The organism is Pedobacter alluvionis (assembly GCF_003664035.1).
In the GTDB taxonomy this organism is placed as follows: Bacteria; Bacteroidota; Bacteroidia; order Sphingobacteriales; family Sphingobacteriaceae; genus Pedobacter; species Pedobacter alluvionis.
This window is the reverse complement of the sequence record NZ_RCCK01000013.1, coordinates 16,589-31,956: the sequence shown is the minus strand read 5'-3', so window position 1 is coordinate 31,956 and position 15,368 is coordinate 16,589. Positions and strand designations below refer to the sequence as shown.

General features: G+C 39.3%; 11 protein-coding genes. 9 read left to right on the top strand and 2 right to left on the bottom strand.

Going from position 1 to position 15,368, the window contains the following annotated elements; genetic code table 11:
* Window positions 1–15: 15 nt before the first annotated feature.
* The gene (locus BCL90_RS16915; protein WP_121285194.1) at window positions 16–1,311 is read left to right on the top strand and encodes a RagB/SusD family nutrient uptake outer membrane protein; all 1,296 of its coding nucleotides are present in this window, start codon (window positions 16–18) and stop codon (window positions 1,309–1,311) included.
* A 37-nt stretch (window positions 1,312–1,348) separates the two neighbouring features.
* Here the strand turns inward: BCL90_RS16915 and BCL90_RS16910 are convergent, their stop codons facing one another.
* A complete protein-coding gene (locus BCL90_RS16910) occupies window positions 1,349–2,095 on the bottom strand; it encodes a DeoR/GlpR family DNA-binding transcription regulator (protein ID WP_121285193.1) in 747 nt (248 codons plus the stop codon).
* A 241-nt stretch (window positions 2,096–2,336) separates the two neighbouring features.
* Here BCL90_RS16910 and BCL90_RS16905 point away from each other — a divergent pair, with 241 nt between their 5' ends.
* The 4 genes from BCL90_RS16905 (at window position 2,337) to BCL90_RS25935 (ending at window position 8,467) form a co-directional block, all read left to right on the top strand.
* Window positions 2,337–5,420 (top strand): SusC/RagA family TonB-linked outer membrane protein, encoded by a 3,084-nt coding sequence (locus tag BCL90_RS16905; RefSeq protein ID WP_244094982.1) that lies wholly within the window; start codon window positions 2,337–2,339, stop codon window positions 5,418–5,420.
* Window positions 5,421–5,428: 8 nt separating this feature from the next.
* Entirely contained in the window at window positions 5,429–7,039 is a 1,611-nt protein-coding gene (locus tag BCL90_RS16900; RefSeq protein WP_121285191.1) for a SusD/RagB family nutrient-binding outer membrane lipoprotein, read from the top strand.
* A 24-nt stretch (window positions 7,040–7,063) separates the two neighbouring features.
* Complete coding sequence (locus BCL90_RS16895) at window positions 7,064–7,861, top strand: DUF4397 domain-containing protein (RefSeq protein WP_121285190.1); 798 nt, start codon at window positions 7,064–7,066, stop codon at window positions 7,859–7,861.
* Between the two features lie 378 nt (window positions 7,862–8,239).
* On the top strand, window positions 8,240–8,467 hold the full coding sequence (locus tag BCL90_RS25935; protein ID WP_121285189.1) for a hypothetical protein: 228 nt from the start codon (window positions 8,240–8,242) through the stop codon (window positions 8,465–8,467).
* On the opposite strand, the gene BCL90_RS16885 is transcribed toward BCL90_RS25935, so the two are convergent.
* Entirely contained in the window at window positions 8,437–9,039 is a 603-nt protein-coding gene (locus BCL90_RS16885) for a porin family protein (protein ID WP_121285188.1), read from the bottom strand. The genes BCL90_RS25935 and BCL90_RS16885 overlap by 31 nt on opposite strands.
* A 260-nt stretch (window positions 9,040–9,299) precedes the next feature.
* On the opposite strand from BCL90_RS16885, the gene BCL90_RS16880 reads away from it, so the two are divergent.
* The 4 genes from BCL90_RS16880 to BCL90_RS16865 all read left to right on the top strand — a co-directional run bounded on the left by BCL90_RS16880 (window position 9,300) and on the right by BCL90_RS16865 (window position 15,353).
* Complete coding sequence (locus tag BCL90_RS16880) at window positions 9,300–9,515, top strand: hypothetical protein (RefSeq protein ID WP_010599278.1); 216 nt, start codon at window positions 9,300–9,302, stop codon at window positions 9,513–9,515.
* A gap of 188 nt (window positions 9,516–9,703) precedes the next feature.
* Window positions 9,704–11,395, top strand: coding sequence for a S41 family peptidase (locus BCL90_RS16875; protein ID WP_121285187.1), 1,692 nt, complete (start codon window positions 9,704–9,706; stop codon window positions 11,393–11,395).
* A gap of 21 nt (window positions 11,396–11,416) precedes the next feature.
* Entirely contained in the window at window positions 11,417–12,742 is a 1,326-nt protein-coding gene (locus BCL90_RS16870; protein WP_121285186.1) for an alpha-L-fucosidase, read from the top strand.
* Between the two features lie 352 nt (window positions 12,743–13,094).
* A complete protein-coding gene (locus tag BCL90_RS16865; RefSeq protein ID WP_121285185.1) occupies window positions 13,095–15,353 on the top strand; it encodes a GH92 family glycosyl hydrolase in 2,259 nt (752 codons plus the stop codon).
* The last annotated feature ends 15 nt before the right edge of the window (window positions 15,354–15,368 follow it).

Here is a 15,368-nt window from a genome sequence, read left to right as displayed (position 1 = left end):
GTTAAAGGAAAGTTTATGAAAATTTTAAGAAATAATATTCCGACAAATATAACCTGTTTAGCACTTTCATTAACATTGTGCTTTTCCTCATGTACGAAAGAATATCAGGATCCATCCAGAGCTAAAACAGATGTGGCTTTGGGTACCCAGCAAGGGTTAACTGCAGTGGCAATAGGTTTACAGCGGGTTTATACTTTAACCCGTACAGGTGTAATGTTCAACTCTGTTGCAGCAAATGGTTTTGTAACCAACGAGCTGCGGTTACTCAATTCAGGGAATATTCCTGAGTTACAGTTAAGCACCGGTGGCAGTACCGTTGATGGGACAAATACAATTTTATTTAATCTTTGGACAAGTGCTAACAAGATTATTTACGATGCAGATTTAGTGATTGCTAATGCCGGTAATTTGGGTGACAAAGGTTATGCAGCGGGATTAATTGCCTATTCTAGCATATTCAAGGCCCTGGCAATTGGAAATATGGCGCAATACTGGGAGAAAATTCCAGATGGAACAGGAAAAAACGTAACTTTTATTACCCGTTCTGCTGGTTTTACAAAAGCAATTGCTGTTTTGGATAATGCTTTAACTGTTATTGCTGCAAATTCAATTTCTGCCAGCTTTTTAGGTAATATTCCTTCTGATGTGAATATTATAAATACAATTCATGCACTCAAAGCCAGATATGCACTATTTTCAGGAAATTATCCACTGGCATTAACAGAAGCAAATGCTGTTGATTTAACTAAGGCATCATTTTTCAAGTTTGATGCTACCTCACCGAATATTCTATTTAGCATCATTTCTTCAAATAATGTATTTCAGCCATTAAACGCAAATCTAGGACTTACCGGTACGAACACTCCGGATGCTGCAGATAAAAGGATAGCTTTTTATACCGTAATGGCAGGGGCAACCCCAACCTTACGTATGAATGGTTTTGCAGCAGCAACAGCAAGCCCTTTTCCGATTTACTTACCTGGAGAGATGATTTTAATAAAGGCTGAAGCACTGGCGAGACAGCCAGACCTAACCAATTCATTAATTGAGTTGAACAAGGTAGTAACCAAAACTTCAGATCTTTTCGGGGTGACCGCAGCATTGCCGCCATTAGCTGGCCCTTACACGCAGCAGCAATTGCTTGATCTTATTTACAAACACCGTTCAATCGAACTATATGCTTCCGGATTGAAGATAGAGGATATGCGAAGGTTCAATCAGCCTTTAGCCGATCGTAAACGGAATTTCTTTCCTTATCCTTTCCAGGAAAGAGATAATAATACGAATACCCCTGCTGATCCAACTTTTTAGTAAAACGAAAGAGTCCCGATTTTCGACGGGACTCTTTTTATAAAATATTTAATTGCTTTTCTACATAACGCGAAAGCGATTCATGATCTAAATCTAATTCAGTTATCAAATAACTAATGCTTTCTATCGGGCAAACTCTCAATCTTAAAGCAATATCCAATTTCTCGGAGATGCAAAGCACGGCTGTTTTTTTTGCACAGGCCAGCATGGCCTTTTTAAGTTGGTTAATTTCCCAGTAAGTATCTGTTAGGCCTTCGTCCGGATGGATGGCACTCGTTCCCATCAGGCATAAATCGGCCTTTATTTCCGATAATTGCGTAATTACCTGTCCGCCATAAGTAACCTGCGAATTTTTAGAAAACAAACCACCAATCAAAATCACCTCGATATTATTGTACTTGGCCAGTTCTACCGCAACCAGAGGGCTAATAGTGAAAAAAGTTGCAGATAAACCCTGTGGAAGCAGCTTTACAAACTCTAAAATTGTGGTTCCACCACCTGTTAACACTACCATGCCATCCTTTATCAGCTGAACGGCTTTTTTGCCGATGGCAATTTTACTATCACGCGCATAAACTGTACTGTCATCAAAAGAACTGTGGTATGATTTAGATAAAGCGCCTCCATGGACCTTGTAAAGCAGATTTTCATCAACAAGTTCCTGTAGGTCCCGTCTAATGGTATCTTCTGAAACATTAAGCAATTGAACCAGATCAGAAGTTAATACGCGGTTATGTAAATTAATCTGGCGCATAATGAAGTCGTGGCGTTCTTTTTTCAGCATAAGTAGGTGTTTGGTTTTAAACGAATGTATAAAAGATTTTTAGATTTTTAATGTTGCGTGTATTTGCGTGTTTTTGCAATAATATATTGTTGTTTCGATTATAAATCTTTAGTATTTGTTCTTTTTATCAAAAACATTCATCATATTTACTTGAACTAACATCAGATGCTGCGGTAATTTGCGCGTTTGATAGACCGGAAAACAAACAACAACCTATAACCAATTTTCTTACTAATTAATTATGAAGAGAAAACTATTCTTTAGTTTTATCGGTATGATTATGCTGTGTGTTCACGTTTTTGCGCAACAGCTAACCGTTACCGGTAAGGTCAGCTCGGCCGACGGACCAACTCCTGGTGTTTCCATCAGGGTAAAAGGGAGTACCACAGTTTCACAATCCAATGGCGATGGGAATTATGCTATTAAAGCATTAAAAACAGATGTACTCATATTTTCTTATGTTGGATACAGAACAGTTGAAAGGACTGTTGGTACAAATACAACAATTAATGTAACGCTTGCCACCGATGCCAGCAACCTCAACGAAGTTGTGGTTACCGCTTATGGTATTGACAGGGACGCAAAATCACTTGGTTACTCTACCCCTAAAGTTTCAGGAGCAGAAGTAGCCGAAACCCAGAGAAACGATTTTTTTGGAGGTTTACAAGGCCGTGTTCCAGGTTTATCAATTAACAGCACCAATGGAAATCCGGGTGCCTCTGCACAAATTGTTTTACGGGGATTTGTATCCATTAGTGGCGATAATAATGCCCTAATTGTGGTTGATGGTGTGCCGATTAATAACAGCACACTTAATCAGACCAGAGAACTCGTGTCGGGTGCAGCAAACAAGGATCAGGATTATTCCAACAGGGGTATGGATATCAATCCCAATGATATTGAAAGTTACGTAATCATGAAAGGCCCGGAGGCCACTGCATTATACGGAAGCGCTGGTGCCAGTGGTGCCATTTTGATTACTACAAAAAAAGGTAAAGCAGGGCGTGGAAGCATCAATTACAACAATTCTTTTAGGGTAGAGCAATTGAATAAATTTCCTGAAATACAGACCAAGTACAATACCGGAGCTTCAAATGGCGTTTATGATGGTGGTTCATCCAACTTTTTCGGCCCGGCATTTTTGCCTAATACACCGCTTTACGATAATATCCACAATTTTTTCGAAACGGGTTTTACGCAAAAACACAATTTATCGTTTGAGGGTGGAACCGATAAATTCTCTTATCGCTGGTCTAATGAATATACCGATTCAAAAGGAACGATTCCTACAACAAGTTACACCAGGATTTCCTCAAGGGTAACCGCTGTTGGTACCATTTCGCCGATTTTAAAACTAACTACTACCTTTAATTACATCAACTCCAATAATGATAAGGCCAATAAAGGTACTAACGGTTCGCTGCTACAGTTGATGCGTTTTAGTTCTGCCTATAACGTTCAGGACTATCAGGATGCCAATGGAAACCGGATTTTGCACCTCGCTAGCGTTTATTCAGAGTTTGACAACCCCCTTTGGGATGTAGTTAAAAACGTAAATAATGATAAGGTTAACCGACTGATTGCCAACACTAATATAGAACTAACTCCTTTAAAGTGGCTGCGTATTAATGGTATCGTCGGGGCCGATATTGCCAATACTAAAGGATTATCGGTATATCATGCCCAATCTTACCGTGGTTCGGGTTCAGCTGCTGCTCCAACAGGTGGCACAATAATGACTTATGGTCAATTGGCGAAAGTATTTAATGGATCTTTAACCGCTTCAGCCAAACATAAAATTGGCGATTTCAACAATACCTATGTGATTGGTGCTACATTTAACGATTACAATTCTGCTACTGATTCTCAGCGTGGAACGAACATGTACGACCCTAATTTTTACAGCATTAACAATACACTGCCAACTACACAGCGTACATTAACCTATGTAAACCGTTACCGTACCGTTGGTGCTTTTGCACAGGCCATTTTGGGCTACAAAACGCTTCTTTACTTAACTTTATCTGGTCGGGTTGATGGCGCTTCGCGTTTAATGCCTAATAATCCATATTTTGCCTATCCATCGGCAAGTCTGGCCTTTAACTTTACGGATCTGGCCAGCGTTAAAACAGCCTTGCCCTGGTTGGATAATGGTAAGTTAAGAGCTTCTTATGCCTTAACAGGTAAAGAACCCTGGAGAGAATATTCTACAGGTACAAACTATGAGGCCAAAAGATTTACAGGCGGTGGTTATGCCTATTCGTATTATGGTGGTAATCCCAACTTAAAACCGGAGGTGTCAGAGAACTTTGAAATCGGAACAGAAATGCAGTTCCTGAAAAACCGTATAGGACTGGATTTTAACTATTACAATCTGTTGAGTAAAGATCAGATCATTAATCCCCGTTTAAGTTATGGTACAGGTTTCGTATTAGAGATGATGAATGGCGGTACCGTACGTAATCGTGGTATCGAAGTGCAGTTAACTGGTAATCCGATCAAGGGAAAAGACTTTAACTGGAACACTACTTTTAATTTTACCCGCAACCGTGGTGTGGTATTGTCGCTGGCTAACGAACTTCCTGAGCTTTACGAATCTGATACTTGGGTAGTTGGTGATATTAGAAGCGCAGTACACCCGGGTTATAGCACAGGTGCAATCAGTGGAACCAGATTTGCCCGTAATGATAGGGGCGATATCCTGATCAATCCATCATCAGGTTTGCCATCGGTTACTGATACCCAGTTTTATCCGATCGGCGACAGAAATCCAAAGTTCACGTTAGGTTTTGTAAATAGGTTTAGTTATAAAGGTTTTAACCTCTCCTTCTTGTGGGATTTCAGGTACGGCGGTGATGTAGTTAACGGTACTGAATATGAATCCTATAGAAAAGGAATTAGCTTAAAAACGCTAGATAGGGAAGTACCGCGGATTATTAAGGGCGTGCTGAATGATGGGTTACAAAACACCTCAAACCCAACGGTTAACGCGATTTCGGTAACGCCATATTATGCCTCTAACTATTATTCATTAAATGTTGCGCCAGAGATGTTCGTAGAGAAGAATATCAACACACTCCGTTTAAGGGATGTTACTTTAGCCTACGATTTTCCGCCATCACTGGTTAGTCGAATAGGATTTATCCAGAGTTTTGGGGCATTTTTTACTTTAACCGACTCTATACTCATTACCAATTACTCAGGTGGCGATCCGGAGAGTAATGCAAACTCGCCAGGTGTTGGTGGAATTGGTGGTTACGGAATTGATTATGGTAATGTTGGTAAACCAATAGGTTTTAATGTTGGATTTAGGGTTAAATTATAGCAAATAACATGAAAAGATTATATAAATTATATATTGCTGCGGCAGTATTATTAATGGCCGGAGGATGTAAAAAATACCTCGATATTAATACAAATCCTGCAGTGCCTCAAACCAGTAAGGCAGAACTGCTGCTGCCTCCAATTTTATTCCAGATGACAAATGGAACGGCGCAGGATTACCGTTTGCTCTGGAAGTTTACGCAGAACATGATCGGTGCCTCTACCGATATTGCATCACTTTATCCTGAAAAGCACTCTTTTGTAGCTAATAGTGATAATGGAGGAGTGATCTGGAGAATGACTTATGTAGATCTTGGCTTGAATCTGGAGAATTTGATTAATGATGCAGTAGCCAACCAGAAATATGAATATGCGGCAATTGGTTATGCTATTAAAGCCTGGGCCTATCAGCAAACTACCGATCTGCACGGGCCGATTATTTTGGACGAAGCTTTTACGCCTGGGATGTTAAAATTTCCTTACCACGATCAGCCAGAGGTGTATGCAAAGGTACGTTTCTACTGTGAACAGTCTCTAAAATATTCCCTGATGAAAAGCCCGTTAAACTATGTTACGCAATTAGCCAGTGTTACCGGGGATGGTATTTATAAAGGAGATATGGCCAAATGGCGCAAGTTCGTTTATGCAATTTATGCTTTGCAGTATAGCCATTTGGTTAACAAGCCCGAATTTAAAACCATGTATGCCGATAGTGTAGTTAAGTATACTAACTTATCCTTCGCTAACGAGGCCGAATCTGCAACGGTTTATTTTTCGGCGGCCAGTCAGGATGACACCAATCCTTTTGGGCCAACTTTGGGTTATATTAACACTTCAGGTACAACTTCTGCCTATTATGGAAGAATCTCGACTACTATCTTAAACTATCTTGCAGGCGGAGTGAGGGGGGTGCCTTCCACAAACCCAACAAGTTCACTCGATCCACGGTTGAGTAGGATGTTGCCGGCAAGTACGGCTACGGCTACTCTGGGCAGGTATATAGCCGGTGTTCCCACTCAAGGTAGTAGTACATCCGGCCTGCCGATTGTTTTCGGATCAATCCCTGCAGGTGCCACTGCCTACAATGGGAAATATATTTTTGCCGATGCAGCCAGGTATCCGATTATGACTTATTCCCAATTGCAATTTGCAAAAGCAGAGGCGTTGTTTTTACAGGGAAAAACAACTGATGCTTACAATGCTTACAGGTTAGGTATATCAGGGCATATGGTTTTTTGCAATACTTATGGCCGTTCTTCCAAAACACCCGATCCGCTAATCACCGATGCAGAAATCACTGCCTATTTAACTTCTACGGAAGTAGCGCAAAGTGAGGCAACATTAACGCTGTCCGACATTATGGGACAGAAATACATTGCGCAGTGGGGCTGGGCAGGTTTAGAGCAGTGGACTGATCTTCGGAAATACCATTATGACGCCAATGTTTTCAGACAGTTTTATCAGATTCCTACGGCAGATCTTTTACTTGGGGGTAAATATGCCTACCGTTTCAGGCCCCGTTATAACTCCGAATATGTGTGGAATGCTGAAGAACTCAGGAAGTGGGGCGGTTTAGAACCCGATTATATGACTAAAGAAGTTTGGTTTAGTCAGCCATAACGTTTTATTTTAAAGTATATTAACATGAAGATATTTTCTAATTTATTCACTGGTCTGTTCATTGCCATAGCTTTGACTAGTTGTACTAAAAATGTACTCGATTATGGTGAAACCGAAAAATTGACCAGCGATCAGGCATTGTTAAAGGTAAATTACGCCTCCTATTATTATAACAATAGAGCGATAGCTATTAAAATTAACGATAAAAGGGTAAGTAGTGTTATTACGGCCCGCACACCTTTTCCGGGCGGTGGTTATAACACTGGTGGTAGCTCAACTGCCGATTTCCTGGCGGTGAACCCGGGAAATCTAAAATTATCAATCATTCTTCCTAAAAAGAAAGATGACGGCACTGATTCACTTGTGTTGTACAGCACAACTTTTCAGATAGAAGCAGGTAAGAACTATGTTGCCCATATCACCGATACCGCTGCGAATACCAAAAATGTTTTAACTGAGGAAAGTTTTATCAGACCGGATACGGCCTATTGTAAATACCGTTTTATTAATTTGATGCCTAATGTTCCTTCCGTAGATCTGTATTATGGAACCAGCGCTACTGATAATGCAAAGGATTCGCTGATTGCAGGTAATGTAAATTATTTAAACATTACCAATGAGATTAAATTAAGATCAGCACAATCAAAAACCTGGAAAATCAGACCGGCTGGGGCGGCTGTAACCACAGCAACAGTTTTGGCCAATTACACCAGCGCAAGCACATTCTTAAATCAAAGAGTATACACCATTTTTGCCAGTGGCTATAGTGGTATCACTACAGCACCACGGCGGCCATACGTATCTTTTTTTCTGATAAGGTAATTTTTTCTCGTTTGTTTTAGTTTAAGCCACTGCTGATTTAGTGGTGGCTTTTTTACTACCGTATCAGACTAATCACAGCACTAGTTTCTTCATAAATAAGCGGAAACAATTATGGCTTTTACTTAAAATTTAGGAATAGGCGGTATTCTGCATTTTTGCCAGAAGCCAGAAAGTCGATTGCAGCGGCAGGCTCATTAAATGTTTCCAGTCAGTACCTAATCGACAGGGATAGAACAATCTTCCAGTTAATGCCCGATTCTGTATTGCCAGGCACATGATCAGTTTAAATTATTTACTATCAGTGTAGAAAAATGTAGGTAGCGAGAAAGCACCATAACTGGTAAACAACTGCAGGCGAATGATAATCTGGTTCGGTACATGAAGGCCAAATACCCTATTGAGTATTACGAGCATAAACAGTTTATTGGAACAAGCTTATGGAAGGAGAGTGATCCGGAATATCTAACAGCGAAAGCAGACCCAAGTAAGTCTTTTATGAAACGGATCAGAAATAGATTAAAAGACCTGAATTTAAAGGAGCGCCAGATAAAAAATAATCTGGCGCCTATTAATCCTTACAAAATTTTAAACCCTAAACTCAATTGAAATAAATTAGGTTTTTGGCTATATTTTTCACTTTTACTAATGTTTGATAAACCTGCTTCATAACGTAAATCAACTGAAATATTACCTACATCTACACCTGCGCCAGCTTGCAAGCCTAATGCCTGGTTTTTGTAGTTGTCGAAATCGGTAGCTTGCTGATAAGCAGAACTAAATGACGAATTTTCGTCCAAAATAAATGAAATAACCGGACCAGCCATTACACGGAAGTTTAAATTTTTAGCACCAAATTTTGTTCCCAACAACACAGGAACATCTAAAGTGGTAAATTTTACTTTTCCTTCAGCAGCCACTTCATTGCCGTTGTTTTGCTGAATACTGATAAATTTGTTCCCTTTGCTGCCAATGTAAGCCTCTGGCTGCACATAAAAACTTGCGCCGCCAATACGTGCCCACGCACCGATCTGATAACCTAAACGGTTTTCTTCACTTGCAAAATCTGCATTAATTTTAGCTAAGTTAACACCGGCTTTTACTCCTAGATTAAAGGTTTGTGCCTGTGATGTTGCCCAACCCAGGGTTAGGAAAACAATGGAGAAGATAATCTTTTTCATGTTGTTTAATTTGCTTTTTTTAAGTTCAGTGATTCCATAAATCTCTGCAAATGCCGTTTTTATGGTGTTTTTGCAGGTTCTGGTTTCAATTTTAAAATTTACATCTTATGGGCTTTAATACCCGGCTGAGTTTTATAACGCAGTTTTAACACAATTATCGTGCAAAAAGAATCCGTGATTCTCCAATTTTTTATCATATCACACAAAAAGGTATCAACCTGAACAAATATTTTTTACTTTTGCATCAAATAAAATATGCCATGGCTAATTTTCAACTGACTTCTGAAACTGCATTTAAAGTAAAAACTAAGTTTTTAAGGAAATACCGCGATCTGGCGAATGAGCCTTTAGAATTTACTCCTGGCAAAGAAGATCAATTGGTTGAAGATTTAATGCGTTTGGTGAAACGCGACCGTACGTATATCGAATTTACCATTCAGAAAGCACTTGCCGATACCAAAGGCAACAGACTTTAGTTTCTCTCTTAAAAAGGCCAATTTCTGCTTCTTTTTAGCGTAACGCTTAATTTACGTCTGGTCCAAATAAGCTGTTTTTAATATTTATTGCTTTTTGTACATTTACGTTTGTACAGAATTACTAAATAATCTTTCAAACAGGTAATAATCTATTGTTCTGCACTATTGGAATTAAAATAAACAGGGGAATGAAGAAACTAAAATATGGCCTTTTTGCAGCTGGTTTGGGGGTAGCTGCTTTATCTTTTTCATTTAAAGAAGATTTATTTCTGGTTTCTAAAAACCTGGATATTTTTGCCTCACTCTATAAAGAAATCAATATCAACTATGTAGATGATACCAATGCCCCTCAGTTGATGAAAACAGGTATTGATGCCATGTTAGATAGTTTGGATCCTTATACCGAGTATGTTCCCGAATCGGAAATTGAAGATTACAAATTAAAATATGTAAGCACGCAGTACGGAGGTATTGGCGCCAGCACTGTTTTTATCGATGGGAAACTGTTTATTAACGACGTGAGTGAAGGTTACCCGGCAAATAAAAGTGAGATTAAGGCAGGAGATCAGGTGGTAAGTATCAATGGAATTGCGGTAAAGGGCAAAGACCGCCAGGAAATTAGTCAGCTGTTGCGCGGTCCTAAAGGAACACCGGTTGATTTGTTGGTGGTTAGAGATGGAAAAGAAATTACTAAAAAACTTGTCCGTGATGAAATAAAACAGCCTAACGTTTCTTATGCTGGAATGGTTGGCGATGGAATCGGTTATATCAAGCTCGATAAATTCCTTGAAAATTCTGGTCAGGAAGTTAAAGATGCCCTGCTGGCCATTCAGAAAGAAAACCCCAAAGGTGTAGTTTTAGATTTGAGAAACAACGGTGGAGGTATTTTGCAGGAAGCGGTTAAAATTGTGAACCTCTTTGTAAATAAAGATCAGCTTATTGTTACCCAAAAAGGCAAAAATATAGAGAAAACCATTGCCTATAAAACACTTTTAGCGCCAGTTTCTACATCGGTTCCGTTGGTGGTGCTTGTAAATGGAAATTCGGCTTCAGCCTCAGAAATTGTTGCTGGTTCGCTGCAGGATTTAGATCGTGCCATTGTAATCGGGCAGCGTAGCTATGGTAAAGGTTTGGTGCAGCAAACTTTCAATCTGCCTTATAATAGTCTGGTTAAAGTAACTGTTGCAAAGTATTATACGCCATCAGGCAGGTGTATTCAAAAATTAGATTATGCACATAAAAATGCGGATGGTATTGCCGAGCGTTTTGCCGATTCTACCATGATCATGTACCAGACCAAAGCAGGAAGAAATGTGTACAGCGGTAATGGTGTTTATCCCGATATTGTGGTTGATGCAGCCAAATTAAGCCCGATTACCATTTCAATGCTTAATAAAAACCTTTTCTTTAACTTTGCAAATCAATACAGGAAAGAAAAAGCAAGCTTAGCTTCAGCCAAAACTTTCCAGTTATCTGATGCAGATTATGCTGCATTTTCTAGCAGCCTTGCCGATAAGGATTTAGCTTACCAAAGCCGTACCGAAAGATTGCTTTCCGATTTACGTGTTGAAGCCGAAAAGGAAAATAAATCCGCAGAAGTAAAAACCGATCTCGAGAACCTAAAATATAAACTCACCTCTTCTAAAAAAACTGACCTGGTTAGCCATAAAGCTGAAATTAAAAGAGTTTTAGAAACACAGATTGTGAGCCGTTATTTTTACGAAAAAGGAAGAATTGAGCAGAGCTTTCAGTATGATAAAGAACTGGCTGCAGCGAAAAACCTTTTCACCAACCAATCGCAGATTCTGGCTATCTTAAAAGGAGACGGAAATTACAAGGTAATTGGAAAACCAACCAAAGCCACCGCATCAATAGACTAAACCAACCACACCGCTATTCTAATGAAGAAATTAACCTTAATATGCCTTGTGCTATTAATCGCCTTACAGTTAAAAGCACAGGATTATACACCTGCGGCTTCTAATTTAAAACAAAGAGCATGGTTTAACGATGCCCGGTTTGGCTTATTTATCCACTGGGGGCCTTTTAGCATACCAGGAAGTGGCGAGTGGGTAATGAACGAACGAAAGTTGACTGTTCATAATTACACCAACCTTAAAGATTTTTTTAATCCGGTTGAGTTTAATGCAGAACAATGGGTGAGCATGGCAAAGAATGCCGGAATGAAGTATATTACGCTGATTACCAGGCATCATGATGGCTTTAGTATGTGGGATACCAAATATTCTGATTTCAACATCATGAATACGCCCTATAAAAAAGATATCGTAAAAATGATGGCAGATGAGTGCCACAAGCAAGGCATAAAACTATACCTGTATTATTCACTTTTAGATTGGCGCAGGGAAGATTATCCGCATGAGACCGGACGGACAGGGCAGAACTCAGGCAGGACCGGCAAAGGCGATTATGCAAGTTATTTGCAGTTTATGAAAAACCAGTTAACCGAGTTGTTGACCAATTATGGTGAAATAGGTGGAGTCTGGTTTGATGGGCATTGGGACCAGACCGAACCAGAAGGATCAAAAGACAGAACATCACGAATTGATTGGAAATACAACGAAATTTATGGCTTAATCCACAAACTTCAGCCACAGTGTATGATTGGGAATAACCACCACCTCACACCCTTTGCGGGAGAAGATTTTCAGATGTTCGAACGCGATCTTCCCGGAGAGAATAAATCAGGTTTAAGTTTTCAAAAGGCATCAGATAAATTGCCGCTTGAGACCTGCGAAACCATTTCAAATTCGTGGGGATATAATTTGAGCGATACCTATTACAAATCAAATAAAGAACTGGTTCAGATGTTGGTTAAAGCAGCAAGTTTGGGATCCAATCTTTTACTGAATATTGGTCCGATGCCGAGTGGTAAAATTCAGCCGGAATTTCAAGATCGTTTGGCGGGTTTAGGCGATTGGCTTAAAATTTATGGCGAAAGCATTTACGGTACTAAAGCAGGATTTATTAAGCCACAGGCCTGGGGCAGTATTACACAAAGTGATAGCAAAATTTATATCCACCTGGTTGATGGAAAAACAACAATGCTTGATTTAGACAACGTTCCGGTAAAGAAAATCAAAAAAGCCTATTTGCTAAAAGATAAAAGCCCCATAAACTATAGCTTTAAAAAATCAATACTAAGTATTAACGCGACTTTAAATAATGCAGAACCTGATCAGGTAATCGTTTTGGAGATTGGGTAAAGGAAACTTGTACGAATGGTCGTCATTTCGAGCGGAGAGCAACGCAGTCGAGAAATCTATTGAAACAGATTTCTCCATTTCACTGCGTTTCAGTCGAAATGACGACTGATTTTTATAATCTGTCAATTGGTAATTTATTTCAGCATCTTTCAAGGATATAAAGATGCTGACCAAGAAATAGCTATAAGACAATTTGAAAATACAATTCGCGCATGCGCACTATATATCTGGAAATGGTGTATTCCTATCTTTTACTTAATTTTAGCACAATTATTTCCCCTTTTTATGGGAAATAACGTAAAACGTTTTACTTTTAGATTTTTAAATCTATCGTAGGAAATTATAAATACACATGCAGTTCAGGAAAACCTCATCTATTCTACTTCTAACAGCCTCTCTCTTTACCAATAGTATCTTTGCACAACAAAAAACAAAATTAACCCAATATGTTGACCCAATAATTGGATCGGCAAAACACGGGCACGTTTTCGTTGGTGCCAATGTTCCGTTTGGTGCAGTACAACTTGGGCCGAATAATATTTTTGAGGGCTGGGATTGGTGCAGTGGCTACAATTATAGCAGTAATACCATTACTGGTTTCGCGCATACGCATTTAAGCGGGACAGGTATTGGCGATTTAGGTGATATTTCGATTATGCCTTCAACGGGTAAACTCATTTTAGAAAAGGGTAAAACAGCCGATGATCAGCAAGGTTATCTTTCTAAATTTTCTCATCAAAATGAAGTGGCTAAAGCCGGTTACTACAGTGTATTGCTTGATAAATACCAAATTAAAGCAGAATTAACTGCAACCGAACGAGTAGGTTTTCACCAATATACTTTTAAAAAAGGTGCTGAAAATCCCCATATTATTATCGATTTAATTGAAGGCATTGGTTGGGATGCACCTGTATCTGCTTCACTTAAGCAGCTAGATGCTACAACCCTGGTAGGGCATCGTAATTCGAAGGGCTGGGCCAACGATCAACGTTTGTATTTTGTAATCAAACTTTCGCAACCGATTAAAAGTCTTGCGCTTTATGATAGCATAGTGGTTAAAAGTGGTAAAACGTTAACGGGTAAAAAACTTAAGGCATCGGTTAGCTTTAATGCCATTAATAATGATAAACTGCAGATTAAAGTTGCTTTATCTCCTGTAAGTATCGAAAATGCCATTTTAAACCTGAAAACAGAATTGCCAGGCTGGGATTTTGCTTCAACCGTTAAAAGCGCTGATGCAAAATGGGAGAAAGAACTATCGAAGGTTAAAATTGAAGCATCAAATACAACTAAAAAAGTATTTTATACTGCCTTGTTTCATACCATGGTGGCGCCATCACTATTTAACGATGTAAATAAAGATTACCTCGGTACAGATAAAAAGGTATACAAAAAAGCCGCTTTTAACAATTTAACAACTTTTTCCCTTTGGGATACCTATCGTGCAGCAAATCCGCTTTTCACCATCCTTCACCAGGATAAAGTAAATGATGTGGTAAATACGATGTTGGCCATTTATAAACAGCAGGGAAAACTTCCTGTTTGGCATTTAATGGGTAGCGAAACCAATACCATGGTAGGTTACCATGCTGTTCCGGTTATTGTAGATGCCTATTTAAAAGGATACCGGGGCTTTGATGTAAACCTGGCCTACGAAGCGATAAAACAATCGGCAATGCAAAAAACAGATGGCATAGAATATATTCAGGAGCTTAAACACATTCCAGCCGATAAAATAAACGAATCAGTAGGTAAGGCTTTAGAATATGCTATTGACGACTATTGCATTGCACAAATGGCTAAGGCATTGAACAAAACAGCAGATTACACTTATTTTAGTAAAAGATCGAAACTGTACAGTTTATATTTCGATCCAAGCGTTCAGTTTATGCGGGGTAAACTGGCCAACGGAAACTGGAGAAGTCCTTTCGATCCTTTTTCATCCAAACACCGTGAAGACGATTATGTTGAAGGCAATGCCTGGCAATATACCTGGTTGGTGCCACAAGATGTAGAAGGGTTGATCAATCTTTTTGGAGGGGATAAAGCCTTTACCAATAAACTTGATTCGTTATTTACCTTACCTTTAGATTTGGGAACCAACGGTTCGCCGGATATTAGTGGATTGATTGGTAATTATGCACAGGGGAATGAACCAAACCATCACATAACTTATTTATATACTTATGCAGGTCAGCCATGGAAAACAGCCGATCTGATCCGTAAAATCGACAAAGATTTTTATTCCGCTAAGCCTGATGGTTTGTGCGGCAATGAAGACGTGGGGCAAATGAGCGCCTGGTATATTTTTACGGCAATGGGTTTTTATCCGGTAAATCCGGCAAACGGAGCTTATGTTTTCGGAACACCTTTAGTTAATGATGCGGTTATTTCGTTGCCTGGGAATAAAAAATTCAATATAAAGGTTATAGGTAATAGCGCAGAGAACAAATACATTCAGAAAATTGTACTGAACGGAAAGCCCTACAGTAAATCGTATATTCTTCATAAAGCTATTGTTGCTGGTGGAAAGATGGAGATTTATATGGGCAATACACCATCGGCAACCTGGGGCGTAAAACCTGAAGACAGGCCGATATCCGGAAAATAATTCTAAAACAAAATA